At 58.4% G+C, this 25,895-nt stretch carries 28 protein-coding genes; 12 read left to right on the plus strand and 16 right to left on the minus strand.

Going from position 1 to position 25,895, the window contains the following annotated elements; genetic code table 11:
- Positions 1-126: 126 nt before the first annotated feature.
- The 5 genes from KO536_RS03255 to KO536_RS03275 form a co-directional block, all read right to left on the minus strand.
- A complete protein-coding gene (locus KO536_RS03255) occupies positions 127-1,509 on the minus strand; it encodes a nucleobase:cation symporter-2 family protein (protein WP_133076123.1) in 1,383 nt (460 codons plus the stop codon).
- Between the two features lie 241 nt (positions 1,510-1,750).
- Positions 1,751-3,139 (minus strand): dihydrolipoyl dehydrogenase, encoded by a 1,389-nt coding sequence (gene lpdA, locus KO536_RS03260; RefSeq protein ID WP_219261065.1) that lies wholly within the window; start codon positions 3,137-3,139, stop codon positions 1,751-1,753.
- 2 nt (positions 3,140-3,141) lie between these two features.
- On the minus strand, positions 3,142-4,431 hold the full coding sequence (locus tag KO536_RS03265) for a dihydrolipoamide acetyltransferase family protein (RefSeq protein WP_219261066.1): 1,290 nt from the start codon (positions 4,429-4,431) through the stop codon (positions 3,142-3,144).
- A complete protein-coding gene (locus tag KO536_RS03270) occupies positions 4,432-5,487 on the minus strand; it encodes an alpha-ketoacid dehydrogenase subunit beta (RefSeq protein WP_219261067.1) in 1,056 nt (351 codons plus the stop codon). It lies immediately after the preceding gene.
- Between the two features lie 4 nt (positions 5,488-5,491).
- Positions 5,492-6,724, minus strand: coding sequence for a 3-methyl-2-oxobutanoate dehydrogenase (2-methylpropanoyl-transferring) subunit alpha (locus tag KO536_RS03275; protein ID WP_133076128.1), 1,233 nt, complete (start codon positions 6,722-6,724; stop codon positions 5,492-5,494).
- 206 nt (positions 6,725-6,930) lie between these two features.
- Here KO536_RS03275 and bkdR point away from each other — a divergent pair, with 206 nt between their 5' ends.
- Positions 6,931-7,419: a Bkd operon transcriptional regulator BkdR gene (gene bkdR, locus KO536_RS03280; protein ID WP_016781430.1), complete on the plus strand. Its 489-nt coding sequence runs from the start codon at positions 6,931-6,933 to the stop codon at positions 7,417-7,419.
- Position 7,420: 1 nt separating this feature from the next.
- Here the strand turns inward: bkdR and KO536_RS03285 are convergent, their stop codons facing one another.
- The gene (locus KO536_RS03285) at positions 7,421-7,966 is read right to left on the minus strand and encodes a histidine phosphatase family protein (protein ID WP_133076129.1); all 546 of its coding nucleotides are present in this window, start codon (positions 7,964-7,966) and stop codon (positions 7,421-7,423) included.
- Positions 7,967-8,083: 117 nt separating this feature from the next.
- Between KO536_RS03285 and copC the strand changes: the two genes are divergently transcribed.
- Together copC and copD are read left to right on the plus strand one after the other, a co-directional pair.
- A complete protein-coding gene (gene copC, locus KO536_RS03290; RefSeq protein ID WP_219261068.1) occupies positions 8,084-8,458 on the plus strand; it encodes a copper homeostasis periplasmic binding protein CopC in 375 nt (124 codons plus the stop codon).
- A gap of 4 nt (positions 8,459-8,462) precedes the next feature.
- Positions 8,463-9,314, plus strand: coding sequence for a copper homeostasis membrane protein CopD (gene copD, locus KO536_RS03295; RefSeq protein ID WP_219261263.1), 852 nt, complete (start codon positions 8,463-8,465; stop codon positions 9,312-9,314).
- Positions 9,315-9,331: 17 nt separating this feature from the next.
- Here the strand turns inward: copD and lpxO are convergent, their stop codons facing one another.
- From lpxO to KO536_RS03335, 8 genes are all read right to left on the minus strand, one after another.
- A complete protein-coding gene (gene lpxO, locus KO536_RS03300; protein ID WP_219261069.1) occupies positions 9,332-10,231 on the minus strand; it encodes a lipid A hydroxylase LpxO in 900 nt (299 codons plus the stop codon).
- Between the two features lie 168 nt (positions 10,232-10,399).
- Positions 10,400-11,353: a PfkB family carbohydrate kinase gene (locus tag KO536_RS03305; protein WP_219261070.1), complete on the minus strand. Its 954-nt coding sequence runs from the start codon at positions 11,351-11,353 to the stop codon at positions 10,400-10,402.
- Positions 11,346-12,809: a cytosine permease gene (locus tag KO536_RS03310; RefSeq protein ID WP_133076135.1), complete on the minus strand. Its 1,464-nt coding sequence runs from the start codon at positions 12,807-12,809 to the stop codon at positions 11,346-11,348. The genes KO536_RS03305 and KO536_RS03310 overlap by 8 nt, the downstream gene beginning before the upstream one ends.
- A 96-nt stretch (positions 12,810-12,905) precedes the next feature.
- Positions 12,906-13,910 (minus strand): ADP-ribosylglycohydrolase family protein, encoded by a 1,005-nt coding sequence (locus KO536_RS03315; RefSeq protein WP_219261071.1) that lies wholly within the window; start codon positions 13,908-13,910, stop codon positions 12,906-12,908.
- A complete protein-coding gene (locus KO536_RS03320) occupies positions 13,907-14,620 on the minus strand; it encodes a GntR family transcriptional regulator (RefSeq protein ID WP_133076139.1) in 714 nt (237 codons plus the stop codon). Before KO536_RS03320 ends, KO536_RS03315 begins: the two co-directional genes overlap by 4 nt.
- Positions 14,621-14,778: 158 nt before the next feature.
- A complete protein-coding gene (locus KO536_RS03325; RefSeq protein WP_133076141.1) occupies positions 14,779-15,468 on the minus strand; it encodes an endonuclease in 690 nt (229 codons plus the stop codon).
- 4 nt (positions 15,469-15,472) lie between these two features.
- Entirely contained in the window at positions 15,473-15,724 is a 252-nt protein-coding gene (locus KO536_RS03330) for a DUF1654 domain-containing protein (RefSeq protein ID WP_133076142.1), read from the minus strand.
- A 174-nt stretch (positions 15,725-15,898) separates the two neighbouring features.
- Positions 15,899-16,981 carry an asparaginase gene (locus tag KO536_RS03335; RefSeq protein ID WP_219261072.1) on the minus strand — a complete coding sequence of 361 codons (1,083 nt, stop codon included), beginning with the start codon at positions 16,979-16,981 and terminating at the stop codon, positions 15,899-15,901.
- Positions 16,982-17,421: 440 nt separating this feature from the next.
- Here KO536_RS03335 and KO536_RS03340 point away from each other — a divergent pair, with 440 nt between their 5' ends.
- Genes KO536_RS03340 through KO536_RS03370 form a run of 7 tightly spaced genes read left to right on the plus strand, consistent with a single transcriptional unit; the run spans position 17,422 to position 24,383 of the window.
- Positions 17,422-18,375: a sugar ABC transporter substrate-binding protein gene (locus KO536_RS03340; protein WP_219261073.1), complete on the plus strand. Its 954-nt coding sequence runs from the start codon at positions 17,422-17,424 to the stop codon at positions 18,373-18,375.
- A gap of 55 nt (positions 18,376-18,430) precedes the next feature.
- Positions 18,431-19,987, plus strand: a complete 1,557-nt coding sequence (locus KO536_RS03345; protein ID WP_133076145.1) for a sugar ABC transporter ATP-binding protein — start codon at positions 18,431-18,433, stop codon at positions 19,985-19,987.
- A complete protein-coding gene (locus KO536_RS03350) occupies positions 19,984-20,961 on the plus strand; it encodes an ABC transporter permease (RefSeq protein WP_133076146.1) in 978 nt (325 codons plus the stop codon). The genes KO536_RS03345 and KO536_RS03350 overlap by 4 nt, the downstream gene beginning before the upstream one ends.
- A 3-nt stretch (positions 20,962-20,964) precedes the next feature.
- Positions 20,965-21,999 (plus strand): LacI family DNA-binding transcriptional regulator, encoded by a 1,035-nt coding sequence (locus tag KO536_RS03355; protein WP_219261074.1) that lies wholly within the window; start codon positions 20,965-20,967, stop codon positions 21,997-21,999.
- 10 nt (positions 22,000-22,009) lie between these two features.
- Positions 22,010-22,930, plus strand: a complete 921-nt coding sequence (gene rbsK, locus KO536_RS03360; protein ID WP_133076148.1) for a ribokinase — start codon at positions 22,010-22,012, stop codon at positions 22,928-22,930.
- Entirely contained in the window at positions 22,927-23,331 is a 405-nt protein-coding gene (gene rbsD, locus KO536_RS03365; protein ID WP_133076149.1) for a D-ribose pyranase, read from the plus strand. Before rbsK ends, rbsD begins: the two co-directional genes overlap by 4 nt.
- A gap of 23 nt (positions 23,332-23,354) precedes the next feature.
- Complete coding sequence (locus KO536_RS03370; protein WP_219261075.1) at positions 23,355-24,383, plus strand: nucleoside hydrolase; 1,029 nt, start codon at positions 23,355-23,357, stop codon at positions 24,381-24,383.
- A gap of 17 nt (positions 24,384-24,400) precedes the next feature.
- Here KO536_RS03370 and KO536_RS03375 read toward each other — a convergent pair whose 3' ends face one another.
- On the minus strand, positions 24,401-24,601 hold the full coding sequence (locus KO536_RS03375; RefSeq protein WP_019829192.1) for a hypothetical protein: 201 nt from the start codon (positions 24,599-24,601) through the stop codon (positions 24,401-24,403).
- A gap of 165 nt (positions 24,602-24,766) precedes the next feature.
- Between KO536_RS03375 and KO536_RS03380 the strand changes: the two genes are divergently transcribed.
- Positions 24,767-25,072, plus strand: a complete 306-nt coding sequence (locus KO536_RS03380; protein ID WP_133076151.1) for a hypothetical protein — start codon at positions 24,767-24,769, stop codon at positions 25,070-25,072.
- 159 nt (positions 25,073-25,231) lie between these two features.
- On the plus strand, positions 25,232-25,540 hold the full coding sequence (locus KO536_RS03385) for an I78 family peptidase inhibitor (protein WP_133076152.1): 309 nt from the start codon (positions 25,232-25,234) through the stop codon (positions 25,538-25,540).
- A gap of 73 nt (positions 25,541-25,613) precedes the next feature.
- On the opposite strand, the gene KO536_RS03390 is transcribed toward KO536_RS03385, so the two are convergent.
- A complete protein-coding gene (locus KO536_RS03390) occupies positions 25,614-25,826 on the minus strand; it encodes a cold-shock protein (protein ID WP_003179963.1) in 213 nt (70 codons plus the stop codon).
- Between the last annotated feature and the right edge of the window lie 69 nt (positions 25,827-25,895).

Here is a 25,895-nt window from a genome sequence, read left to right on the forward strand (position 1 = left end):
GCAAAGATTAATTCAAGCTGTGTAAGAGGGAAAGGTCAGCCGTCAACAGCCCCTGCAGGTTGGCTGATTTCAGACAAAAAAAAGGCAGGACGGCGCAAGGCGGTCCTGCCTTTTTCAGAGTGCTGACTACGCCGGGTTTTTCTCGACTGGCGGCAGGAACCAGTTCAACAGCAGCGCGCAGATGCCGCCTGTGGCCACGCCGGATTCCAGCACGTTGCGCAGGGCAGCGGGCATGTGGGCGAGGAACTCGGGCACCTGGGACACACCCAGACCCAAGGCCAGGGAGACGGCAATGATCAGCAGGGCGCGACGGTCCAGGTGGATGCTGGCCAGAATGTTGATCCCCGAGGCCGCTACGGCACCGAACATCACCATGGCGGCACCGCCCAATACCGGCTCGGGCACGGCCTGAATGGCGCCTGCGACGCTTGGGAACAGCCCCAGCAGGATCAGCATGCCGGCGATCCATACGCCGATATGGCGGCTGGCGATACCGGTGAGCTGAATCACGCCATTGTTCTGGGCGAAAATCGAGCTGGGGAAGGTGTTGAAAATGCCCGCCAGAAACGAGTTGGCACCGTTGACCAGTACGCCGCCCTTGATCCGTTGCATCCAGATCGGGCCTTCGACCGGCTGGCGCGACACTTTGCTGGTGGCGGTCACGTCACCAATGGCTTCCAGGGAGGTCACGAGGTAAATCACCAGCATCGGAATAAACAGGGACCAAGAGAAACCCAGACCGAAGTGCAACGGCATTGGCACCTGGAACAGTTCTGCCTCGTGCATGCCGGTGAAATCCAGGCGGCCCAGATAACCCGCCAGTGCATAGCCCACGGCCAGTGCGATGACGATGGCGCAACTGCGCATCCATACCAGCGGGATGCGGTTGAGGATAACGATGATTGCCAGCACCACGCCCGACAGCATCAGGTTTTCGCCGTTGGCGAACGTACCGTTGGCCATCGCGGTAAAGCCGCCGCCCATGCTGATCAGGCCGACTTTAATCAGGGTCAGGCCAATCATCAGCACCACGATGCCGGTGACCAGCGGGGTGATCATGCGTTTTACAAAGGGCAGAACGCGGGAGATACCCATTTCGACAAACGAGCCGGCAATCACCACACCAAAGATCGCCGCCATCACACCTTCAACTGGGGTGCCTTGCTTGACCATGAGTGCGCCGCCCGCAATCAGCGGGCCGACAAAGTTGAAGCTGGTGCCTTGCACGATCAGCAACCCGGCGCCGAAAGGGCCGAAGCGTTTGCACTGAACGAACGTTGCGATGCCGGAGATGACCAGCGACATGGAGACAATCAGGTTGGTATCGCGGCTGGACACACCCAGCGCCTGGCAGATCAGCAGGCCGGGGGTGACGATAGGCACGATGATCGCCAGCAGATGTTGCAGAGCGGCCAGAAAGCCGATCCATGGCTTGGGCCGGTCTTCAAGACCGAAGACCAGCTCGCTGGTCTGGGACTCGGCTTCAGGCGGGGTGTTGAGAGAGGTCATGGCGAGCGCCCTGGAAAAAAGAGCGCGATTCTACTGGTCTTGGGCCATTACGCCCAGCGCTGGATTGCTGGAGCAATGCTGGATGCCTGTAGTCGCTGACGAGGCACGAGGCTGCGATCGGTCGCGAAGCGATCGTAAATCCTGAGCCCCGTGCCGACAGACATACCGCACAACCTGAATTTACGACGACTCCGTCGCCGATCGCAGCCTCGTGCCTCGACAGCAACTACAAATGCACCTCTTACAGATGCAACGCATGCCCCAATGCGCGCAGGGCGGCTTCTTGCACGGCTTCACCCAGTGTCGGGTGGGCGTGAATGGTGCCGGCAATGTCTTCCAGGCAGGCGCCCATTTCCATTGACTGGCCAAAGGCAGTCGACAACTCCGAAACCCCCGCACCCACAGCTTGCCAGCCGACGATCAGGTGGTTGTCACGGCGCGCCACGACCCGCACAAACCCGGTCTTGGATTCCAGGGTCATGGCCCGGCCATTGGCTGAGAACGGAAAGGTGGCGCTGATAAGGTCCAGTCCCGCCGCCTCGGCTTCTGCCGGGGTTTTACCCACCACGACGATTTCCGGATCGGTAAAGCACACGGCAGCGATGGCCGTGGGGCTGAACTCGCGCTGTTTACCGGCAATGATCTCGGCAACCATTTCGCCCTGTGCCATTGCCCGATGAGCCAGCATCGGTTCGCCGGTCAGGTCGCCAATCGCCCACACGTTGCGCATGCTGGTGTGGCAACGGTTGTCGACGCGAATGGCCGGGCCGTTCATGGCCAGTGCCAGGGTTTCAAGGTTGAAGCCCTGAGTGCGCGGACGACGACCGACAGCCACCAGCACCTGATCGGTTTCCAGGGTCTGGCTCTCGCCCATGGCGTTGCGCATGGAAAGGGTTTTGGTGCTGGCCTGGAAGCCCTCGACACTGTGGGACAGGTACAGGGTTATGCCCAGAGCCTTGAGGGATTCGGCCACCGGCAGCGTGAGATCCTTGTCGTACGTCGGCAAGATTCGGTCACGAGCCTCGACCACGGTGACTTCGGCGCCGAGCTTGCGGTAGGCGATACCCAGTTCCAGACCGATATATCCGGCCCCGACCACGGTCAGGCGCTTGGGAATGGCGGTGGGCTGCAAGGCTTCGGTGGACGAAATAATCGCTCCGCCAATGGGCAGGATCGGCAGGTCGACGGTCTGCGAGCCGGTAGCCAGCAGCAGGTGTTCGCATTCGATGCGCTGTCCGTCGACTTCAACGGCCTTGCCGTCGAGGATCCTGGCCCAGCCGTGCATCACCTTGACGCCATGCTTTTTAAGCAGTGCGCCCACGCCGGAGGTGAGGCGATCAACGATGCCGTTTTTCCATTGCACGCTCTGGCCGATGTCCAGGGTCGGTGCCTGGGTCTTGATCCCCAGCGGCGAGTTGTTGGTGCTGTAGCGCTGGGTGGTATGGAACTGCTCGGCAACGTGAATCAACGCCTTGGACGGAATGCAGCCGACGTTAAGGCAGGTGCCGCCCAGGGACTGGCCTTCGATCAGGACCGTCGGGATCCCCAGCTGACCGGCACGGATCGCCGCGACATAGCCGCCAGGGCCGCCACCGATAATCAGCAGCGTGGTGTGTTGTGTTGGCTGCATGTTCACTCCAGAAACAGGGTGGCAGGTTGTTCGAGCAAGCCACGCATGGCCTGGATAAATTGCGCCGCGTCCATGCCATCGACCACGCGATGGTCGAAGGAGCTGGAGAGGTTCATCATTTTGCGCACCACGATCTGGCCTTTGACCACAACAGGGCGCTCGACGATGCGGTTAACGCCAATAATCGCCACCTCGGGCAGGTTGACCACCGGGGTGCTGACAATGCCGCCCAGCGCGCCAAGACTGGTCAGGGTGATGGTGGAGCCGGAGAGTTCTTCACGGGTGGCTTTGCCGGTGCGCACAGCGTTGGCCAGGCGTGCGATTTCATCGGCGGCGCCCCACAGGTTCAAGGTTTCGGCGTGGCGAACCACGGGCACCATCAGGCCTGCATCGCTTTGCGCTGCTACGCCGATGTGCGCCGCGCCAAAGCGGGTGATGATCTGGGCTTCGTCGTCGTAACGCACGTTGATCTGCGGGAAGTCACGCAAGGCGACAACCATTGCCCGTACCAAAAATGGCAGCAAGGTCAGTTTGCCGCGGCTGTCGCCCCATTTTTGATTGAGCTGGGCGCGCAGTTCTTCGAGCGCGGTGACGTCCACTTCCTCGACATAGCTGAAGTGTGCAGCGCGGCGCTTGGCGTCCTGCATGCGCTGGGCGATCTTGCGGCGCAGGCCGATGACCGGAATCTGCTGCTCGTCATTGCGTTTGGCGTAACCACTGGCCGGTGCGGCGGCGGGGCTGGAGTCCTGTGCCAGATAGGCATCCAGGTCGTCATGCAGCACACGGCCAGCAGGGCCGCTGCCCACGACAAAGCGCAACTCGATCCCGGCATCCCAGGCGCGCTTGCGCACGGCCGGGGAGGCCAGCGGGCGTTCATTGGCTTCACGGGCAACAGGCGCGACCCGCAGCACCGCTGCGGTTTTAATCGCGGGCGCCGAAACCACGGCAACTTCGACCCGGGCTTGTGGCGCAGTTTTAGGGGCGGCGGCAGGTGCTGGTGCTGGTGCTGGTGCCGCAGCAGGCTGGGCGCTTTCACGCAGGTTGCCCGCGCCTTCGACTTCGATGCGGATCAATTCACTGCCCACGGCCATGACTTCGCCGGGCTGGCCACCCAGGGCCAGCACTCTGCCGGCCACGGGGGAGGGAATGTCCACGGTGGCCTTGTCGGTCATGACATCGGCCACTACCTGGTCTTCGCTGACCATGTCGCCGACTTTGACAAACCATTCCACCAGTTCAACTTGAGCAATGCCTTCGCCAATGTCCGGCATCTTGATAACGTGCGTACCCATTCAGACCTCCATAACCCGTTGTAAAGCAGCACCCACTCGCGCCGGGCCGGGGAAGTAGGCCCACTCCTGAGCATGGGGATACGGCGTATCCCAGCCGGTGACGCGTTCGATTGGTGCTTCCAGGTAGTGGAAGCAGTGCTCCTGGACCAGTGCGATCAGCTCGGCGCCAAAACCGCAGGTGCGGGTGGCTTCGTGCACGACCACGCAACGGCGGGTCTTCTTGACGGAGGTGACAATGGCGTCCAGGTCCAGGGGCCAAAGGCTGCGCAGGTCGATGACTTCAGCGTCGATGCCGGTTTCTTCAGCAGCCACTTGCGCCACATAGACGGTGGTGCCGTAGGTCAGGATGGTGACTTCGGTGCCGGGGCGCACGATGGCGGCGCAGTCCAGCGGTACGGTGTAATAGCCGTCGGGTACGGCGCTGGCCGGGTGTTTCGACCACGGGGTGACAGGACGGTCGTGATGGCCGTCGAACGGGCCGTTGTACAGGCGTTTTGGCTCCAGAAAGATGACCGGGTCATCGTTCTCGATGGCGGCAATCAGCAGCCCTTTGGCGTCGTAGGGGTTGGATGGCATCACGGTGCGCAGGCCGCAGACCTGGGTGAACATGGCCTCCGGGCTCTGGCTGTGGGTCTGGCCGCCGTAGATCCCGCCGCCGCAGGGCATGCGAATGGTCATCGGGGCGATAAATTCACCGGCGGAGCGATAACGCAGACGCGCCGCTTCGGAAACGATCTGGTCGGAAGCCGGGTAGAAGTAGTCGGCAAACTGGATTTCGGCCACAGGGCGCAGGCCATAAGCCCCCATGCCCACGGCAGCGCCCACGATCCCGCTTTCGGAGATGGGGGCGTCGAACACCCGCGAGCTGCCGTACTTGGCCTGCAGGCCTTCGGTGCAGCGAAATACGCCGCCGAAGTAGCCCACGTCCTGGCCGAAGATCACCACGTTATCGTCGCGCTCAAGCATGACATCCATGGCCGAGCGCAGGGCCTGGATCATCGTCATGGTGTTGGTACTCACGGCGTTCTCCATCTGAATTTTATTGTTGTCGTTCATCTGGTTATAACCCCAATTCCTGACGTTGCCGACGCAAATGCTCGGGCATTTCCTTGTACACGTCCTCGAACATTGTCGCGGCGCTGGGTATTTGACCGCCGGCCAGGGTGCCGAAACGCTCGGCTTCCTTTTGCGCGCCAATGATTTCGGCTTCGAGTTCAGCACTGACCGCAGCGTGCTCTTCTTCCGACCAGTTGCCGGTGGCAATCAGGTGCTGCTTGAGACGAATAATCGGATCGCCCAGCGGGAAGTGGCTCCAGTCATCGGCAGGACGGTACTTGGATGGGTCGTCAGAAGTGGAGTGCGGGCCTGCGCGATAGGTGACCCACTCGATCAGGGTCGGCCCCAGATTGCGTCGGGCCCGCTCGGCAGCCCAGGCCGAGGCGGCGTACACCGCGATAAAGTCGTTGCCATCAACCCGCAGCGAAGCAATGCCGCAGCCCACACCGCGCCCGGCGAAGGTGGTGGACTCGCCGCCGGCAATGGCCTGGAAGGTCGAAATGGCCCACTGGTTATTCACCACGTTGAGGATCACCGGGGCGCGGTAGACGTGGGCGAAGGTGAGGGCGGTGTGGAAGTCGGATTCGGCAGTGGCGCCGTCGCCAATCCAGGCTGAGGCGATTTTGGTGTCGCCCTTGATCGCCGAGGCCATGCCCCAGCCAACGGCTTGTACGAACTGGGTCGCCAGGTTGCCCGAAATGCTGAAAAAGCCGTAGTCGCGTACCGAATACATGATCGGCAATTGCCGACCCTTGAGCGGATCGCGTTCGTTGGACAGCAATTGGCAGATCAGGTCGACCAGGGGTACGTCCCGGGCCATCAAAATGCTTTGCTGGCGATAGGTCGGGAAGCACATATCGTCGATATTCAAGGCCAGGGCCTGGGCGCTGCCGATGGCCTCTTCGCCAAGGCTCTGCATATAGAACGACATTTTCTTCTGGCGCTGGGCGACCACCATGCGGGTGTCGAAAATGCGGGTCTTGAGCATGGCGCGCATGCCCGCACGCAACACGTCGGTTGAAACGCCTTCGGCCCACGGGCCAAGGGCTTGCCCCTGATCATCGAGCACGCGAATCAGGCCCTTGGCCAAATCAGCCGTGTCGGCAGGTTCCACGTCGATGGGGGGTTTGCGTACCAGACCTGCATCGGTCAGGCGCAGGTAACTGAAGTCGGTCTTGCAGCCTGGGCGGCCAGACGGTTCGGGAACGTGCAGGCGCAGCGGTGCATATTCATTCATGGCTTTCTCTACGCTCGATCTTGTCGTGTTTATTAGGCGCGGGAGCTAGGTGAAACGTCGAAGATCTGTCTGATATAAGACCAAGATCTTGTCCTACAACAATCATATTCCTGACGCTGAAGAATATTTCTCTGTAGTTCGTTGTGCTTTGAAGCATTTAAGGATAAGAATTCTTTATAAACATAAAAAACAGGTGTTTTTATCTCATGCGTAAGCTGGATCGAACGGATATCGGGATTCTCAACAGCCTTCAGCAGAATGCGCGCATCACCAATGCGGACCTTGCGCGCTCGGTCAATCTGTCGCCGACGCCGTGCTTCAACCGGGTCAAGGCGATGGAAGAGCGCGGCCTGATCCGTGAGCAGGTAACTTTGCTCGACGCCGATATGCTGGGGTTGCACGTCAATGTATTTATCCATGTCAGCCTGGAGAAACAGGTCGAAGAGGCCCTGCAGCATTTTGAAGCGGCGATTTCCGATCGCCATGAAGTCATGGAGTGCTATTTGATGGCAGGCGACCCGGACTATCTGATCCGGGTGCTGGTGCCCAGTATTCAGGCACTGGAGCGCTTCATGATGGACTTTTTGACCAAGGTTCCGGGTGTGGCCAATATCCGTTCAAGCTTCGCCCTCAAACAGGTGCGCTACAAAACCGCCTTGCCGCTGCCACCGGGCGGGCTAACGCTGGAGGAGTGATTCAAACCCGCAGCCGCCAGCGTTCATTGAAGCGCAGGTCAACCACCGACAGCGGTTCTACGTCAATCAGGTTGAAGGAGGACGTGTCCGCTGCGAGTGCATGCAAAATGGCGGCACGGATCACAAAGGGATGAGTCACCACGGCAAAGTGGCCCTCTTCGCGAAACTCATCGAGCCAGGCGCTGACGCGCAGGCAAAGGTCTTGCACGGACTCGCCGCCGTGGGGCACTGAAAACGGGTTGTTGATCCAGTTTGTGAGGACTTGCGGCATGCTCTGTTGCAGGTCCGACAGACGCAGCCCCTGCCAGTCGCCGACATCGTAGTCTCCCAGGGCGGGTACGATTTCTATTTCGCCGCCCAGGGCCTGGGCAGTTTGCAAGGTCCGGGTTTCGGGCGCACAGAGTATGCGTACCGGTTTTTTCAGCCTCGCACTCAGTTCGGCTGCCAGCAGCAAGCCTTTTGGTTCTGCCGGTTCATCCAGTGCGAAGCGGCCCAGGCGCTGGGCTTCAGTGCGGGCGTGACAGATAAAGCTCAGGCGTGTGGGCATGCTGGGATCCTTGCGGGGGAGGCGTCGGGTCTGGTTCCGGGTTGTTGCGTGCGCTCGCCCTTCAATCAGTTTAGGCGAGTATTATGACCGCGTATTTCACTCTCAAGGTACTGTGCAATGGCTGCTGCTCTAATGAAAAAAGTCCTCAATACCGCTGCATTGCTGACACTGATGGCCGGTGCCAGCGCGGCGTTTGCCCATGCCCATCTGGAACAGTCGACGCCCGCTGCCGGTAGCACCGTCAACCGTGCCAGCGAACTGCGTTTGGTCTTTACCGAGGGTGTGGAGCAGGCGTTCACCAAGGTCGTTGTGACCCGTGACCAGGCGCCGGTTGCAGTGAGCAGCATCAAGACCGAGCCTGCCAACAAGAAAGTTCTGATCGTGACCCCGGCCCAGCCGCTGCCAGCGGGCACCTATCAGGTGAAGTGGAATGCAGTGTCGGTCGACACTCACAAAAGCACCGGCGATTACAGCTTTACGGTGAGCAACTGAGTTGATTGTCAGTGAAATGGTCATCTGCCGTTTTGTGCATTTTTGCGCTGTGCTGCTGATGTTCGGGGCCTGTGCTTTCAGGCCCTTGCTGTTGGGTGCCTGGCCATCAGTCGAGATTGATCAACAGCTGCGCAAGGTCAATCGCGTCCTGGCATGGGTCGGGCTTGGCAGTGGCGTGGCCTGGCTACTGTTGACCACCCATTCGATGGCCGGTAGCTGGCCCGAAACCCTGGAGCCCGCCACGTTGTGGCTGGTGCTGGGCAGCACGTTTTTCGGGCAGGTCTGGGCCTTTCATCTGGTGTTCTGCGTTCTGTTGCTGATCATCTTGTATGCCCCCGTCCGTTTTGACCTCACAGGGTTGCTGAGCCTGTTGCTGCTGGCCACGTTGGCGCCGGTTGGTCACGGCGCGATGCTGGATGGCTGGCGCGGTCAATTGTTGATGCTCAATCAACTGATTCACCTGCTGTGTGTCGCCACCTGGCTTGGTGGCCTGATGGGGTTGCTGCTGATCCTTGGACGCCCGGCCGGGCAAGCCGTGACCACGGTTTTGCATCGCTTCAGCAACCTGGGGTTTGTGCTGGTTGCCGGGATCATTCTGACCGGGCTGATCAACACCCGGGTGTTGACCGGAGCGTTCTGGCCCACGCCATTGTTTGAAGGGTTCGCACTGATCCTGTTGATCAAAGTGACTCTGGTGGGGGTGATGCTGCTGCTGGCGCTGTTCAATCTGGTCATGAGCCGCCTGGGGCACATCGCAATGTTGCGCAGCAGTGTTGCCTTTGAGTGGCTGTTTGGACTGGCGGCAGTGGCAGCGGTTTCGTTGCTTGGCACTTTGCCGCCGTTGGTGGTGGGTTAAGTACGGCGGCTACAAGCCTAGACCAGTAAAAAAATGGCCAGCAAACCGCCAAACACCAGCCATTTCTCCAGGTAGTAACGTGCGCGGTTGCGCTTTTTCAGCTCCTTGCCGCGCAGGCGGATCTTGTACAGCCGGGTAAACGCGCGGTTCAGGCCACCGGTTTTATCACTGGCACCGTTGGGTGAGCTGGCAGAGGCCATGACCGTGCGGCTGAACCACTGATTGAAGGCGCTGGCCCAGGGATATTTCATCGGGCGCTCGACATCGCAGAACAGGATGATGCGGTTCTTGTCGGTGGTGTTTTCGGCGTAATGAATAAAGGTTTCGTCAAACATCACGACTTCGCCGTCACGCCAGACGTAGCTCTGGCCGTCGACATTGATATGGCAGCCCGGATCATTCGGTGTGTCCAGGCCCAAATGAAACCGCAGCGAGCCTGCATAAGGGTCGCGGTGGCGTACCAGTTTCGAACCGGGTGGCAACTCGGCAAACATGGCGGCCTTGACGGTTCCAATGCCGTTGAGCAACTCAATGGTTCGCGGGCACAGTTCGATCGCTGACGGGTGATTGTCGCCGTACCACTTCAGATAAAACCGCTTCCAGCCACTTTTGAAGAACGAATTGAACCCCACGTCGTTCGGCTGTTCGGAGCGTTTGATCTGGCCCGTTTGCATCAGGTTTCGCGCTTCCTCGCGGATCTCCTGCCAATGGGCTTGCAGGGGCTGCAATTCGGGGAAGTCTGAAGGTTTGAGGTACGGCTGGCTCGGTACTTTGGAGAACAGGTACAGAAAGCAGTTGATGGGTGCCAGAAAGGTGGAGTGATCGCTCAGCTGACGTCCCAGCTTATGGCGAACAGAGCCCCGCAGGTGGACATAGGCGATGGACAAAACATAGACAGCAATAATGATGAGTTTCAAAAGTATCGTCACAAGTCAGGTGAAACGCAGCCCTGCATACACGCAAGTCGCCCGACATCCTGTAGGAGTTATCGGGCGCTGGTGTCGCTTGATGGGAGCCAAGGCGTAAGGTTAGTGCAGCACTTTGCGCATTTTCCAGCTTTTCATGATCTTTTTGAACATATCTGCTTACAGTCTTTGGTCGTGTTGCGGGTAGGGGTTTTCTATTTTTCTCAGGAAAGCATTCACCTCGTCGGCGCCCGGTGCTGTGGCGGGGCCGTGGCGGGTGACGGCCAGCGCCGCTGCGGCATTGGCCCGTGTAGCCGCATGCGCCGAGCTGCAACCGGTCGCCAATGAGGCAATCATCACGCCGGCATGGGTGTCTCCGGCACCGTTGCTGTCGACGGCCTGTACCTTGAATCCGGTCATGTGCTGCGGGCCGTGGCCCTCGATGATCCAGCAGCCCTGCGGCCCATCGCGCACAACCGTGAGGCACTGGTTGGGCAGGCGTGCAGGCAGGAGGGTCAGGGCGTCCGCCAGGGAGGAGCTGTTGGTGAAGACCTGCGCTTCGCTCCGATTGCTGGTCCAGAGGTCAAGGCGGGGCAACAGGAGGTTGAGCAGGTGCGGATCGATATCGGCCAGTAAGGGCCCAGGGTCGAACGACAGATGTACGCTGGGGGGCAAGCCCTGTATCCAGCTCAATAGCGGCCTGGCCTTGTCTGGATGGAGCAGGCTGTAACCGCTGACATACACGTAGTCGTCAGGCTGGACGGTGGCGTGATCCAGGTCCTGGGCGGATAACCCGCCTTCGGCACCGATGCAGGAAATAAATGTGCGCTCAGCGCTGGCTTCAGTGAGGGCTACGCACAGTCCGGTGTCCTTGTGCGGGTCGATGGGCAAGGCCATCTGTATGCCTTCGGTCTTCATGGCCTGGCGGGCCAGCTCACCGAACTGGCCCTTGCCATGACGCCCCAGGTACACAGTCTGTAGTCCATTGCGCTGGGCCGCGGCCATCACGTTGAAACCGCCGCCTGCGTGAAAGCGGGCGCTGTGGGCCAATGTATCGCCACCGGAACGGGGCAGAGTGTCGAGTGCCATTGCCAGATCGACGATGACCTGGCCGGTATGCAGCAATCTAGACATGGGCGTTATCCGATGCAGGTTGGCGACGGTCTTTGGCACCGCCCAGCAATGCGTACAAGCCACCAGCCACGACGAATGTCACGACCCAGCCCAAACCGTTATGACCCAACCAGGAGTCGGCCAGTGGTCCGACAAACCAGTCCGCGTCACTGCTGCCCACACGGGTAAAGCAAAAGCCCAGTACCAGGGCCAGCGCCCATGCTCCCAATGCTCTCCATTCAATGCCGCCGTTGTACCAGTAGGCGCTGTTGGCGCTGACGTCCAGCAGGTCCTTGGCGCTGTAGTACTGGCGGTGAACAAGGTCGATGACAAAGATGGCCACCCAGGCAGTAATCGGGATGGCGGTGAGTGAGATAAAGGTGATGAAGGGGCCGTAAAAGCTGCCAGCAAACAACATGAAGTAAATCGAGCCACAAGAAATCGCCACGATATCGACGACGACGGCCTGAACCCGTTTGATCTTCACTCCCAGGGTCAAGGTGGTCAGGCCTGCCGAATACACTGACAGATGGTTGGACAGTAACAGGCCGCCAAATGCGCTTAGCAGGTAGGGAATGGCCATCCAGGAGGGCAGCATGTTGCGGATCGCGGCAATAGGGTCGGTGGCGGAAGCCAGGTCGTGGTTGCCGACAGACAGCAAGCCGCCAAGGGTAATCAGCAACACCAGTGGGATCCCGGCCCCCCAGGCCGCGCAGGCGACCAGTTGCGAGGCGCTGACGCTGCGCTTCTGGTAGCGCGACATGTCAGCCCCGGCGTTGGCCCAGCCAATGCCGGTGCCAGCAGCCATGATGCCGATCCCGATAATGACCGCGCTCATGGGGGCAGGGCGGGTGTTGAATACGCTTTGCCAGTCGATGGTGGCGCACAGAAAACCGCCAACCAGCAAGTTGAGCGCGCCGAACACGTAGGTTGCCCATTTCTGGATCAGCAGCAGCGTTGCATGCCCCAGTCCGGAAACGCTTAGGGTCAGCAGCGTGAAAATGCCGATAAACAGCAGGGTAAGCCCCGGTGCGTTTTTGGCTTGTGCAGGGGTGTCGAATACGATGGAGGACAGTGCAAGCAGCACGAATGCGGCGGTAGTGGTGTTCACTGTTTCCCACCCTATACGTGAAATCAGTGAAACCAGTGTGGGGCCAATATTGCCACGTACCCCGAAGATCGCTCGCGACAGCGTCAGGCTTGGTGCTCGGCCCCGTCGTCCGGCAATGGAGATCACGCCGACCACGGCAAACGAGCCGGCAGCACCGATCAGGGCGACGATGACGACCTGCCAAATGGCCAGTTGATGAAAGGCCACCAGAGTCGCACCCAGTGGCAAGCCGAGAATGCTGATATTGGCTGCAAACCAGACCCAGAACAGTTGCAGGGGGTTGCCGTGGCACTCATTTTCGGGAACGGGCTCTATGCCGCGTGTTTCCAGTTGCCCGGCACTGTGCCCGGCGTTAGGAGGTGTCATGGAGAGTGGCTCCTGATGCGGTTGTTCTCGTTATCAGCAGGGTGTGTCCAGGGCTGGACTGCAAGGCCAGTCGCTTTGCTGATCTAGGCAGGCTGCTTATGGGTTACGAAGGGCCAGCAGTTGGTGGACCAACGGTTCCAGTTGCAGGCTGTTGACCTCGGTGATCTGTTCGATCAGCGCCGCTGGCCAATGATCCAGACCACCACAGGCGCCCAGCATGGCGCCGAGAATGGCGGCAATGGTGTCGGTGTCGCCGCCAAGGCTGGCGGCCATGCACAGGGCGTCAAAACTGCTCATGCTGGCGTTTGCCACGCGCTGTGCGAGGGCGAACGCTGCGACGACAGATTCCTGGGATGCGACTGATGTGCCGATCACGTCATACAACAAGTCGCCAATATTGTCAGGGTTGCACTCGGTACTTGCGTGTCTGGCCCAGCGAATGCGCGGGCCCATGCGGCCGCCCGCAACCCAGTGGCCGTGATGCTCGGCGATGAACGCCATTTCGGTGCCCGCATTGAGGGCGTGCTCCAGTTTTTTGCCATTGATCCCGCTGGAGACCACGGCGGCGACGGCGGCTGCGCTGGCAATCCCCAGACTGGTGTTGTGAGTGACCTGGCACGCCTGAATAACGGTTTTGATAAAACGTTCCGGATGGGAAATATCGCTGGCGATACCCACCGGGGCGATTCGCATGGCGGCGCCGTTGGTGGTGCCGTAGCGGCCTGACTCTTCGGGGCTGTGGCCCGCGAGGATCATCTCTATCGCGCGCTTGGTGGAGGGCCCGAGCAGGTCTTGAGAGCCTTTGGCCTGCATGGCGGACTCCCAACTGATCAGGCGCCGGGCAAGCTGGTCGGGGTCAATGCTGCCTTTGCCTTCCACCAGTAATTGCGCCACCAGAATGGCTTGCTCGGTGTCGTCGGTGATTGAGCCCGCCACCATGCCCGGCGCAATGGGTTGATCGGCCGGGGCGTTTTCAAGTGTCGTGATGTGCCCGAACCGGGCCACAATCTGCCCCCGACTGAATGACTGGGTCGGCATGCCCAGTGCGTCACCCAGTGCCAGGCCGTAAAACGCGCCAAGCGCCCGGTCAGTGGGCGTCATGTGGGCGTTCCAAACGAGTGGTACATGCGAAAGTGCACCGGATCAAGCCAGCTTTCGACCAGTTCCATGAAACGTCCGTGGCGGTCGTAAGTGGTGCGCAGGGCCTTGAGGAAAACGGTTCCGGCAGGGCGTCCAAGCAATAGCGCGTCTTCTTCATTGAGAGGTTCGGCGCCAATCCATTGATCGCCCCGGTCGCCGACAAAGCCGTAGGCCGCCAGGGTGATGGTGAGCGAGTCGTCGATCAGCCCTACTCGTGGCAGGCCTTCCAGGCCGCCCGTGGCGGGCATGAAGGAGCGCTCCAGCGAAATCGCGGTGCCATCGTCCCGACGGCGACGTCGCTCCAGGATGACAAATTGACTCAAGCCCAATTGATGGAGCAGATCCGGGCGCTCGATGGCCTCAAGTCGAAGCAGTTCTGTGTGGATGCGGGCACCCGTATTGGCCAGCGCCTGAGTCCAGCCGTTGTTTTGGTCAAGCGTAATACCGTCATACGTGACGATGGCGCCGCCTTCTGTTCGCGTAGCGATATATTTTCGCCTTTCCAGTTCGGCCAGTGCTGCGCGCAACGTGCTGTGGCTGACCCGCAGTTCTTGAGCTAATTGGTCTTCTCCCGGTAGCAGATGTCCGTCTGCCAGGAGCCCGCTTTCGATACGGTGGACGAGCTCGTCGACCACCCGTTGTTTTTTAGTAAATCGAACCTGTTTGATCATCCCGCAAGTAATAGCTCAGCAATGCAGGTTCGGCAATGTGCGTACCCCTGAAAAAGCCATAATTCATTGGCTGTTGATGGACATTCTATGGCAGGAGAAACGCCTTGAGCCTGCGCTGACATCAGGGCTCAAGGCTGTTGCAGTCAAGCAGAGGGGTTTCAGCCACAGGCCTTGAGGTTGACCGGGCCAACAAACTCGTTGCCGCGACCCATCACGCATGCCACCGCCTGATTGCGCTGACGCTCCCAGGACTGAACGGGATAGGACTTGTCCCAGGCTTCGTAGAGCTGCCGGTCCTGCTTTGAAAGGCGCAAGTTATAGCGCTTGCTCATGTAGAAGTAGGTACGAGCGATCATGCCGCGAATGTTGGGGCGGGGCATGACCTTTTTGGATTTGAAATCGACCTGTGTCAGGCACGAACCATACTGGCCCTTTTTCTCGGGAAGCCAGCCAAAGCTGAAGTTGCTTCTGTCCCCGTTGACCTCGCCAATGCTGGGCACCAGGTTGTGCAGGTCAGCTTCGGCCACTTTGAATACCGGGTCGTTACGGGTGCAGTTTTTCCGCCCGCCACTTTGCCAGCATTGGCGCTGATGACCAATTTGCCAGGCGGGAACGATATGTTCCCACTCGATACGAGCGGCACGATTGGCATTTTTGCGTGGGACGTAGCCGCACGCTTTTAGGTCGATGCGGTTGCCGTTGTATTTGCAACCGCAGTAGAACTCGGTGGACTGGGGTGCGTAGAGTTTCCAGGCGACTTTTTTGGCTTCGCTGAAGGTTTGTGGGGCAGCAGCATGTGCGCTTGCAACGGTAAAAAGACTGACCAGTGCCAGTAAACAAAACCTCATTGACTCAGTCTTCCTCAAGCACGGTCCAGAAAATATTGACGCTGCCATCATCGCGATGGGCAACGGTGACGTTGTCGTTTTCGGAAATCTCTTCCAGCAGGCGTTCCCAGAACTCGGGATTGTCGCCTTCGAGTCGCTCAAGCACCGCCATTTTGTCTTTTTGGGCTTTGGGCGAACTGATGATTTTTTGTATGCGTGCGCCGAAGATTTCGTAGGGGCTCGGTAGGGTAGGCGCTTTCGCCGCTTTTTTAGCCATGATGCGATCCTTGGTGTGCTGTATGCGCATACAGTATTTAACTGTGTAAGATTTGGCAACTGTTTGGTGCGCGGGCGGGTACATCCGGTGGTTATTCAGCGCCAAATAAAAAGGCCGCCTCCCGGGGGGAGACGGCCTTTTCGAGTTCAAACCGCGAGCGCTGACGCGTGCGACTCAGTACTCCCAGAACATCCGCTGCAGCTCTTTGCTGTCCTGGGTCTTGGTCAGTGCGACCATCGCCAGGATGCGGGCTTTCTGTGGGTTCAGGTCGTGGGCTACAACCCAATCGTTTTTGTCGTCAGGCTGTTCTGCGTTACGCAGTACGAACCCGCCGTTGTTTACGTGGGAAGAGCGAATGATCTGTACGCCATCCTTGCGCAGTGCTTGCAAGGCCGGAACAACGCGGGAAGATACCGAACCGTTGCCGGTGCCCGCGTGGATGATGGCTTTGGCGCCGGATTGTGCCAATGCCTTGTAGGCGGTGTCATCGACGTTGCCATAGGAGTAGGCGATGCCTACGTTTGGCAGGCTCTTGATGTCTTTAATGTCGAATTCCGAATCCATGGTGTGACGCTTGGCTGGCAAGCGGAACCAGTAGGATTTGCCTTCAACGACCATGCCCAGTGGGCCCCAAGGGCTCTTGAATGCTTCGGTCTTGATGTTGATGGATTTGCTGACATCACGGCCGGACTGGATTTCGTCGTTCATGGTGACCAGTACGCCTTTGCCACGGGCGTCTTTACTGCCGGCAACGGCAACGGCGTTGTACAGGTTCAGCATGCCGTCAGCCGACATGGCGGTGCCCGGACGCATGGAGCCGACCACGACGATTGGCTTGTCGGTTTTTTCGACCAGGTTCAGGAAGTAAGCGGTTTCTTCCAGGGTGTCGGTGCCGTGGGTGATAACGATGCCGTCGACATCATCGCTGTCAGCCAGCTCGGCTACACGGCGGCCCAATTGCAGCAGGTTTTCGTTGGTGATGCTCTCGGATGCAATTTGCATCACCTGCTCGCCACGAACGTTTGCCAGTTGGCTCAGCTCGGGAACACCGGCAATCAGTTTGTCGATACCCACTTTGGCAGCGGTGTACGTTGCGCTGTTTGCAGCGCTTGCGCCTGCACCGGCAATGGTGCCGCCTGTAGCAAGAATGACGACATTGGGCTTGGTGGCGGTTTCTTGCGCCTGAGCAATCGTTGGCAGTGCAAGCAGAAGGGCCAGTGCGCCCGGAACGATGGTTTTCAACACAGCTTTTTTCATTGTTTTTTCTCTTATTAGTGAGTGTGCCGGTGTTCGCACACTAAACACGGCACAAGTGATCCATTGGCCGTGAGCGGTGTAGGGGAGCATTATTTATGCCAGTACACGCTCGCTCGGAATCTATGATAAGCCGTTGATTTATAATGTAAAAATAAACGCATGAAATTTTTTGTATTGAATTGGTACGGTTTCCCGAACAAAAAAGGTTTTTGCGTTCGGAGATTCGAATGACCGTCGGTCTGGCGTCGTCCTTTTTTCACATTGACAAATAACAGCCGGCTTTCCATAGTGAGGTTCAAGCAAACGTTTGCGCGGCGTTTTTTGAACCAGCCCTGGCAGGTTCTGAATCATGACCTATTGCCAGTCACACGGCTTTTGGCAGTCAGGCGTAGCGCGAGCAGGACGTTGCTCACAATAATCATAAGATCGGAGTTACTTCCATGAAGCTGCCATTTGCTGGACGCCTCCTCGCTGTCGCCATGCTGGCTGCGGCATCCCTTACCCTCCCTGTCGCTTATGCGGATACGCCTGAAAAACCCAAAGTCGGGCTGGTGATGAAGTCGTTGGCAAACGAGTTCTTTGTCACGATGCAAAAGGGTGGTGAGGACTATCAAAAAGCCCATGCGGCCAGTTTCGACCTGGTCTCCAACGGGATCAAGAACGAAACCGACACCGCAGGCCAGATCGACATCATCAATCAGATGATCATCGCCAAGGTTGATGCGCTGGTGATTGCACCGGCGGACTCCAAGGCTTTGGTGTCGGCCATCAAGAAAGCCAAGGACCGCGGGATCGTGGTGGTCAACATTGACAACCAGCTGGACCCCGACGTGTTGAAAAGCAAAGGCATCGAGGTGCCGTTTGTGGGGCCAAACAACCGCCAGGGCGCCCGTGAAGTGGGTGAGTACCTGGCGACAAAACTCCAGGCGGGCGATGAAGTGGGGATCATTGAGGGGGTATCGACCACCACCAATGCACAAATGCGCACGGCAGGTTTCAAGGACGCCATGACCGCCGCCGGTATGAAAATTGTGCCGGTGCAGTCGGGTAACTGGGAAATCGACGGTGGCAACAAGGTCGCGGCAGGCATGCTCAGCGAGTACCCCAACCTCAAGGCCATCCTCGCGGGTAATGACAGCATGGCACTGGGCGCGGTGTCGGCCATCCGTGCAGCAGGCAAGGTCGGCAAGGTTCAAGTGGTCGGCTATGACAATATCGATGCGATAAAACCGATGCTCAAAGATGGCCGGGTGCTAGCCACGGCCGACCAGGCTGCAGCCAAGCAGGCGGTTTTTGGCATTGAAACCGCGCTCAAGCTGGTCAAGAAAGAGCCGGTTGAAAACCTGAAGGACGGTGTCATCGATACCCCTGTCGAACTGGTCATCAACAAGTAATTCCACTCGGTGTCGCAGGCACCCGTCCGATAGGGCGGGTGCCGGGAGAAATGATATGTCTGCTCCTGATGCCGGCGTGGTCCTCACGGTCAGCGGGATTGGTAAAACGTACACACAGCAGGCGGTGCTGGCCGATATCGATCTGTCGCTGTATCGCGGCGAAGTGCTGGCCTTGACGGGTGAAAATGGCGCCGGAAAAAGCACCCTGTCGAAAATTATCGGTGGCCTGGAAGTTCCGACTCTCGGTCAGATGCAATTCAATGGCCAGGCCTATGCCCCTGGCAGTCGCTCCCACGCCGAGAAGCAGGGCGTGCGCATGGTCATGCAGGAGCTGAACCTGCTGCCCACACTGACAGTGGCGGAAAATCTGTTTCTGGACAACCTGCCCAGCCGCATGGGGTGGATCAGCCGCAAGCAATTACGCACGTCGGCCATTGAGGCCATGGCCCAGGTGGGGCTGGAGGCGATAGATCCCGACACCCTGGTCGGGGAGCTGGGGATTGGCCACCAGCAAATGGTCGAAATCGCCCGCAACCTGATTGGGGACTGTCATGTCCTGATCCTGGATGAGCCCACCGCGATGCTCACGGCCCGTGAAGTTGAAATGCTGTTTGTGCAAATCGAACGGCTTCAGGCCCGCGGCGTGGCGATTGTGTACATCTCCCATCGACTTGAAGAGCTGGCGCGTGTAGCGCAGCGGATTGCCGTACTGCGCGACGGTTGTCTGGTCTGTGTCGAACCCATTGCCGATTACAGCAGCGAGCAACTGGTCAATCTGATGGTGGGCCGTGAGTTGGGAGACCAACTGGATTTGGGGCCGCGCACATTGGGTGAAACGGCCCTCAAAGTGAGTGGGATCGGCCGCTCGAACAAGGTTCAAGATGTCTCGTTTGAAGTAAGACAGGGTGAAATATTTGGTATTTCGGGACTGATCGGGGCAGGGCGCACCGAGCTTTTGCGATTGATCTACGGTGCTGACCTGCCCGATAGCGGTACCGTGGCGGTGGGCTCGCCGACGCGGGTGGTCAGTATCCGCTCGCCGGCTGATGCCGTGAAGCAGGGTATCGCCCTGATTACGGAGGACCGCAAGGGCGAGGGCTTGCTATTGACCCAGTCGATCAGTGCCAACATCAGCCTGGGCAACATGCACAGTATCTCCAGCACGGGGGTGGTGAATGGTCAGCAGGAGGCCGCGCTGGCCCGGCGCCAGATCGACGCAATGGGGATCCGCAGCAGCGGCCCGGAACAAGTGGTGTCGCAATTGTCCGGCGGCAACCAGCAGAAAGTGGTTATTGGCCGCTGGCTGGAGCGCGATTGTACGGTCCTGCTGTTTGATGAACCCACTCGCGGTATCGACATCGGTGCCAAGTTCGATATTTACCGACTGTTGGGCGAGTTGACGCGCAAAGGCAAGGCGCTGGTCGTGGTGTCGAGCGACCTTCGAGAATTGATGTTGATCTGTGATCGCATCGGCGTGCTGTCTGCGGGGCGTCTGATAGATACCTTCGAGCGTGACAGCTGGAGCCAGGAACAGTTACTGGCAGCAGCCTTTGCCGGTTATCAAAAACGAGATGCGTTGCTCGCAGAAGCCGCGCCAAAGGAAGCCTCATGAAAGCCACCCTCGTGCCGCAAAAAAATGCACACAACTATTACGGAACGGGCACATATCTGGGATTGGCGGGCGCCTTGCTGGCCATGATTATTCTGTTCTCCAGCCTCAGTGATCACTTTTTCTCCTATGACACGTTGAGCACCCTGGCCAATCAGATTCCGGATTTGATGGTGCTGTCTGTGGGCATGACGTTTGTATTGATTATCGGCGGCATCGATTTGTCGGTTGGGTCGGTATTGGCCCTGGCCGCGTCAGCGGTCAGTGTCGCGATTCTGGGCTGGGGCTGGGGCGTGATGCCTGCCGCGTTGCTGGGCATGGGGTGTGCAGCCCTTGCGGGTACGATTACGGGCTCAATTACGGTGGCCTGGAAAATCCCCTCTTTTATTGTGTCGCTGGGGGTGCTGGAGATGGCCCGGGGTGCGGCCTATCAAATGACAGGTTCGCGCACAGCCTATATAGGTGATGCTTTCGCCTGGCTTTCGAACCCGGTTGCCTTCGGGATTTCGCCCTCGTTCATCATTGCATTGCTGATTATCGTAATTGCTCAAGCGGTACTGACACGCACGGTGTTTGGTCGCTACCTGATAGGCATCGGGACCAACGAAGAAGCAGTGCGTCTGGCCGGTATCAATCCCAAGCCCTACAAGATCCTGGTCTTTAGCGTGATGGGATTACTGGCAGGGGTTGCGGCGCTGTTCCAGATCTCCCGGCTGGAGGCCGCGGATCCCAATGCCGGCTCGGGTCTTGAGTTGCAGGTTATTGCGGCGGTGGTGATCGGTGGTACGAGTCTGATGGGCGGGCGTGGTTCGGTCATCAGTACTTTTTTCGGCGTGCTGATTATTTCGGTATTGGCCGCAGGACTCGCTCAAATCGGCGCGACTGAGCCTACGAAGCGTATCATTACCGGTGCTGTCATAGTGATAGCAGTGGTATTGGACACCTACCGCAGTCAACGTGCACAGCGACGGAACTAAGCGATGGCAACTATTAAAGATGTCGCGGCAATGGCGGGCATTTCGTACACGACGGTTTCCCATGTTCTGAATAAAACGCGCCCAGTGAGCGAGCCGGTTCGCTTGAAGGTCGAGGAGGCCATCGCGCGCCTCGACTATGTCCCCAGCGCTGTAGCGCGCTCGTTGAAAGCTAAAACCACCGCGACTATCGGTCTGTTGGTTGCCAATAGCCTGAATCCGTACTTTGCCGAGTTGGCGCGTGGGATTGAGGACTACTGCGAGCGCAACAATTACTGCGTGATTTTGTGCAACTGCGACGACGATCCTGAGAAGCAGCGCAATTACCTGCGGGTACTGCTTGAAAAACGGGTGGACGGCCTGGTGGTCGCTTCTGCCGGTGGCGACTTGGGCATGGCAAGCGGGCTGGTCGGGGTTCGAACGCCGATGGTCATCGTCGACCGCAGCCTTGAGGGTGTCGAGGCTGATCTGGTGCGAATCGATCACGAGCTTGGGGCGTATCTGGCTACACGTCACCTGCTCGACCTGGGGCACCGTGCCATTGCCTGTATTGGTGGGCCGGCAATCACCCGTGTAGCGCAGCTGCGCACGGCCGGGTATCTGCGGGCCTTGGCAGAGGCGGGTGTGATCGCGGATGAGCGCTGGATGGTCGAGAGCGACTTCAGCAGTGTGGGTGGCTATCAGGCCGCTGTCGGCCTGCTGGAGCACAATCGGCCCACGGCTATCTTTGCCTGCAACGACATGATGGGGGTTGGTGTATTGCGGGCCGCAGCGGAGCGCAACATCCGGGTGCCGGAACAGTTGTCGGTCATTGGCTTTGATGATGTGCAGATGAGTCGTTATGTCTATCCGTCGTTGACGACGGTCGGGCAGTCGATTCTGCAATTGGGCGAAATGGCAGCACAACTCTTGCTGCGCCGCATTGCATCGCCCGAGCGAGCGGTAGAGCAGCGGATCGTGAAGCCTGACATCGTGTTGCGAGAGTCCACCAGAGCCTATGTCGAGGCACCTTTTAAGTATCCCCAAAATATCAATGGATGAGTGCCGATACATGCAAGCAAATGTAGTGGTGGTTGGCAGTCTGAACATGGATCTGGTCACGCGTACCGAGAGACTGCCTCGCCCGGGAGAAACGGTTTTCGGGCAGTCTTTTGGCACCGTGCACGGAGGCAAGGGCGCGAACCAGGCGGTGGCCGCTTCGCGCCTGGGGGCCCGCGTGGCCATGGTCGGGTGTCTCGGTGGTGACGCCTATGGCGTGCAGTTGCGTGAAGGGCTGCTGGCTGACCGGATTGATTGCCTGGCCGTACGCACCGTGCCCGGTACTGCAAGCGGTGTGGCGCTGATAACGGTCGATGCCGACAGCCAGAACACGATTGTGGTCGTGGCGGGAGCCAATGGCTGTCTTGAACCTGAAGATATCAAGGCGTGTGATCAGGTGCTGCAAGGCGCGAAAGTACTTGTTTGTCAGCTTGAAGTGCCGATGGAGACTGTCGGCTGCGTCCTTGGTCGTGGGCGAGAACTGGATAAAATCGTGATTCTTAATCCCGCGCCTGCGAGTGGCCCGTTGCCCAAACACTGGTACGGCGCCATCGATTATCTGATTCCCAATGAAAGTGAAGCCTGGGCGCTGAGTGGCGTGACCGTCGACTCACTTGAATCGGCGGAACTGGCTGCTCGCCGGTTGGTCGAGTTTGGGGCGCGCAAGGTGATTGTGACCCTGGGGGCCAAGGGCGCCCTGTTTGTCAGTGCGCAGCGTGTTGCGCACTTTGCTGCGCCCAAGGTTGAAGCGGTGGATGCCACGGCGGCAGGCGATACATTTGTCGGGGCATTTTCTGCCGGGTTGGCGGCGGGCATGGATCAAGACGACGCCATTCGCTTTGCTCAAGTTGCTGCAGCCTTGTCGGTAACCCGTGCGGGCGCTCAGCCTTCCATTCCCTCATTGCGTGATGTCCAGGGCTTTGCCACACCATGAAAAAAACACCTCTGCTTAATATTGCCCTGTCGCGGCTTGTTGCTTCGCTTGGGCATGGCGACATCGTGGTCATTGCAGATGCCGGATTGCCGGTGCCCAAGGGGGTAGAGCTGATTGATCTGGCTCTGACCCAGGGCATTCCGGATGTCGCCAGTACCTTGCGTACCTTGCTCAGCGAGATGCAGGTGCAAAGCCATGTGTTGGCCAGTGAGCTACTGCTCGCACCTTGTCCGGCTCTCATGTGCATCGAGGCGCTTGCCAGTGCGGGCGAGTTGGGTTCGAGGCTTACGCTTACTCACAGCGCTTTCAAGGAGCTGTGCTTGCAGGCAAAAGTGATCGTTCGTACTGGAGAGTGTCGTCCGTATAGCAATATTGCCCTAGTCTCAGGCGTAACCTTTTGAATGATTTTTACAGGGAGTTGGTCGTGTCGCGCTTTAAACAGATTGTTCAGCCATTGCTAAGGAGTGTCCTTTTCTTGTCCGCCATCACGATCTCAAGTGTTCAAGCCGCAGACACGATTGATTTGATTATCGATACCGACCCCGGTGCTGACGATGTTGTTGCGCTGCTGTTGGCCCTGGCTTCGCCCGAGCAACTGAATGTGCGGGCAATCACAACCGTGGCCGGTAATGTGCGGCTGGACAAGACTTCGCGTAATGCCCGTCTGGCCCGGGAGTGGGCAGGGCGTGAAGACGTGCCTGTTTATGCCGGGGCGCCCAAGCCTTTGGTGCGTTCCCCGATTTATGCCGAGAACATTCATGGTCAGGAAGGTGTGACAGGTGTGCCTGTCCATGAGCCTGCAAAAGGGCTTGAGCCAGCCAATGCGGTTAACTACCTGATCGAGACACTGCGTGCTGCCAAGCCTGGCAGTGTGACCATCGCCATGCTCGGCCCACAGACAAACCTGGCGCTGGCCTTGATCCAGGCGCCTGACATTACTCGGGGAATCAAGGAAGTCGTTGTCATGGGCGGCGCTCACTTCAACGGGGGCAACATTACTCCGGTCGCCGAGTTCAACCTTTATGCTGATCCCCATGCTGCAGAGGTGGTGTTGAAGAGCGGTGTGAAACTGACCTATGTGCCACTTGATGTGACGCACAAGATTCTGACCAGCGAGGCCCGTCTCAAGCAGATCGCAGCGTTGGGCAATACGGCTGGAAAACTGGTCGGCGATATTCTGAATGAATATGTCAAAGGGGATATGGCGCACTACGGATTGCCGGGTGGGCCTGTCCACGATGCCAGTGTTATTGCCTACCTGCTGAATCCGGGGCTGTTTTCCGGGCGTGAGGTCAATCTGGTCGTGGATACCCGTGAAGGCCCCACCTTTGGCCAGACAATTGCTGACTGGTACAACACCTTGAACCAACCCAAAAACGCCTTTTGGGTCGAGAACGGCGACGCGCAAGGTTTTTTCGATTTGCTGACGACGCGCCTGGGTCGGTTGAAGTGATTTGGCGGGGCGCAGAGTCAGGTCAGTTTCGACAGTTCAGTCGGTTTGTACTTTTCGAAAACCTGGCTGACAAAAGCTCGGGCAGCCTCTGTCCCAAGCTCCTTGACTAAAAGGTCGATGCCGATGATGGCCAGCTCTTCAGGGCTGCCAGGGCTGTAGGAACATTGCCCTTGATGCCATTTGGCCTTGATATCTGCATCGATGCTGACTGTTGTCATTGGGTGCTCATGATAAGGGGCGTGGGAAAGAGATTTTAGCAAAAAGTCGTCCCGAAGCTATCACGAGACCACCGTAAATCGTGTGACTGATATTTTGGGGCCTCAACTTTCCCATGAGATCCATGCTGCATGCCACACTTGCACTTTTCAAGAGTGGTGCAGGCCATGCAAATTGATCTTAACGACCCTGAAGGTTTAACCCTTGCTGCTGTACGTCAGTTACTGGCTTCGGCCAGTGACGATGCACATACGCAGTTGCGCGTGACCAAGGCGGGTATTGCCTACATTTCATCGGGTGTGGTGGGCGGTGTAGACATCGACGGGCTGCTTTTCAGGCTGGAGACATGGGCGGCAGGTTCAGGCTATGTCGGGAAAGTTGCGGCAAGTGATGAGGTCTGGGTGATGCAGATCTCCAATGCCCTTAAAGACAATTGGCCTAATCCGCCATTTGACTACATTGATGTGTACTGATTTCCACATATTTGGCAATGATTGGGTGTGCGCGTTAAATGCCTGCTCGGGCACACTTGTTCGTGCGTTGAGCAATCAGAAGATGCTATCAGGCACCATGAAACCTAATTGCGATATAGCTGTCGCAAGGGTTCGGACTATTTATTTTAAGGAGGCTTCATGTCTTGGAAGCTAGTGTCATTGGGTTCGTTGTTGGCGGTCGTAGCGCTGTCAGGGTGCAGCACGTCGAATTCGGATAAGGACCCCGTCACTGAGGCAGGGCATAGTCGTTGCGATGCTAAAGCTGCAGCATTTGTGATTGGCCAAAAAGCGTCGGCGCAGCTCCTGGAGCAGGCTCGTGTCAAGGCGGGAGCGCAGAATGCACGCCTCTTGTCACCGCACGACATCATGACGCTCGAGTATCGCTCGGACCGCTTGAACCTTAATACTGACGACAATGCAGTCATTACCCGCGTGAACTGCGGCTAAGCAGCACGGCTGGCTTTGTTTCAGGCATAAAAAACCCCGTCACATGGACGGGGTTTTTTTGTTCGAGGGAGATTTACTCCGGACGAACCTGTGCAGCTTGCATACCCTTTTGGCCTTTCTCAGCCACGAAGGAAACGGTTTGGCCTTCTTTCAGGCTTTTGAAACCGTCGCTTTCGATAGCTTTGAAGTGTACGAACAGGTCGTCACCGCCACCTTGAGGAGTGATGAAGCCGAAGCCTTTTTCATCGTTGAACCATTTTACGGTGCCGGTTTGGCGATTAGACATGGTGTATCTCCAAGAAACTTATATTTTCAGTAGTACTGTGCTGCTCAGGCCAACTGGGCACACCGAGGT

Source organism: Pseudomonas sp. NKUCC02_KPG, assembly GCF_019345465.1.
GTDB lineage: Bacteria > Pseudomonadota > Gammaproteobacteria > Pseudomonadales > Pseudomonadaceae > Aquipseudomonas.

Excerpts from the sequence above, each read along its gene's own strand:
- bkdR (WP_016781430.1), top strand. The coding sequence starts at position 6,931 with ATGCGTAAGCTGGATCGAACGGATATCGGGATTCTCAACAGCCTTCAG.
- KO536_RS03310 (WP_133076135.1), bottom strand. The coding sequence starts at position 12,809 with ATGACACCTCCTAACGCCGGGCACAGTGCCGGGCAACTGGAAACACGC.
- KO536_RS03345 (WP_133076145.1), top strand. The coding sequence starts at position 18,431 with ATGTCTGCTCCTGATGCCGGCGTGGTCCTCACGGTCAGCGGGATTGGT.
- KO536_RS03350 (WP_133076146.1), top strand. The coding sequence starts at position 19,984 with ATGAAAGCCACCCTCGTGCCGCAAAAAAATGCACACAACTATTACGGA.
- KO536_RS03335 (WP_219261072.1), bottom strand. The coding sequence starts at position 16,981 with ATGAAAAAAGCTGTGTTGAAAACCATCGTTCCGGGCGCACTGGCCCTT.
- KO536_RS03380 (WP_133076151.1), top strand. The coding sequence starts at position 24,767 with ATGCAAATTGATCTTAACGACCCTGAAGGTTTAACCCTTGCTGCTGTA.
- rbsK (WP_133076148.1), top strand. The coding sequence starts at position 22,010 with ATGCAAGCAAATGTAGTGGTGGTTGGCAGTCTGAACATGGATCTGGTC.
- lpdA (WP_219261065.1), bottom strand. The coding sequence starts at position 3,139 with ATGCAGCCAACACAACACACCACGCTGCTGATTATCGGTGGCGGCCCT.
- KO536_RS03285 (WP_133076129.1), bottom strand. The coding sequence starts at position 7,966 with ATGCCCACACGCCTGAGCTTTATCTGTCACGCCCGCACTGAAGCCCAG.
- KO536_RS03320 (WP_133076139.1), bottom strand. The coding sequence starts at position 14,620 with ATGATCAAACAGGTTCGATTTACTAAAAAACAACGGGTGGTCGACGAG.
- copC (WP_219261068.1), top strand. The coding sequence starts at position 8,084 with ATGGCTGCTGCTCTAATGAAAAAAGTCCTCAATACCGCTGCATTGCTG.
- rbsD (WP_133076149.1), top strand. The coding sequence starts at position 22,927 with ATGAAAAAAACACCTCTGCTTAATATTGCCCTGTCGCGGCTTGTTGCT.
- KO536_RS03270 (WP_219261067.1), bottom strand. The coding sequence starts at position 5,487 with ATGAACGACAACAATAAAATTCAGATGGAGAACGCCGTGAGTACCAAC.
- KO536_RS03375 (WP_019829192.1), bottom strand. The coding sequence starts at position 24,601 with ATGACAACAGTCAGCATCGATGCAGATATCAAGGCCAAATGGCATCAA.
- KO536_RS03355 (WP_219261074.1), top strand. The coding sequence starts at position 20,965 with ATGGCAACTATTAAAGATGTCGCGGCAATGGCGGGCATTTCGTACACG.
- KO536_RS03305 (WP_219261070.1), bottom strand. The coding sequence starts at position 11,353 with ATGTCTAGATTGCTGCATACCGGCCAGGTCATCGTCGATCTGGCAATG.
- KO536_RS03325 (WP_133076141.1), bottom strand. The coding sequence starts at position 15,468 with ATGAGGTTTTGTTTACTGGCACTGGTCAGTCTTTTTACCGTTGCAAGC.
- KO536_RS03265 (WP_219261066.1), bottom strand. The coding sequence starts at position 4,431 with ATGGGTACGCACGTTATCAAGATGCCGGACATTGGCGAAGGCATTGCT.
- KO536_RS03385 (WP_133076152.1), top strand. The coding sequence starts at position 25,232 with ATGTCTTGGAAGCTAGTGTCATTGGGTTCGTTGTTGGCGGTCGTAGCG.
- KO536_RS03330 (WP_133076142.1), bottom strand. The coding sequence starts at position 15,724 with ATGGCTAAAAAAGCGGCGAAAGCGCCTACCCTACCGAGCCCCTACGAA.
- KO536_RS03275 (WP_133076128.1), bottom strand. The coding sequence starts at position 6,724 with ATGAATGAATATGCACCGCTGCGCCTGCACGTTCCCGAACCGTCTGGC.
- KO536_RS03255 (WP_133076123.1), bottom strand. The coding sequence starts at position 1,509 with ATGACCTCTCTCAACACCCCGCCTGAAGCCGAGTCCCAGACCAGCGAG.
- KO536_RS03390 (WP_003179963.1), bottom strand. The coding sequence starts at position 25,826 with ATGTCTAATCGCCAAACCGGCACCGTAAAATGGTTCAACGATGAAAAA.
- KO536_RS03340 (WP_219261073.1), top strand. The coding sequence starts at position 17,422 with ATGAAGCTGCCATTTGCTGGACGCCTCCTCGCTGTCGCCATGCTGGCT.
- KO536_RS03315 (WP_219261071.1), bottom strand. The coding sequence starts at position 13,910 with ATGACGCCCACTGACCGGGCGCTTGGCGCGTTTTACGGCCTGGCACTG.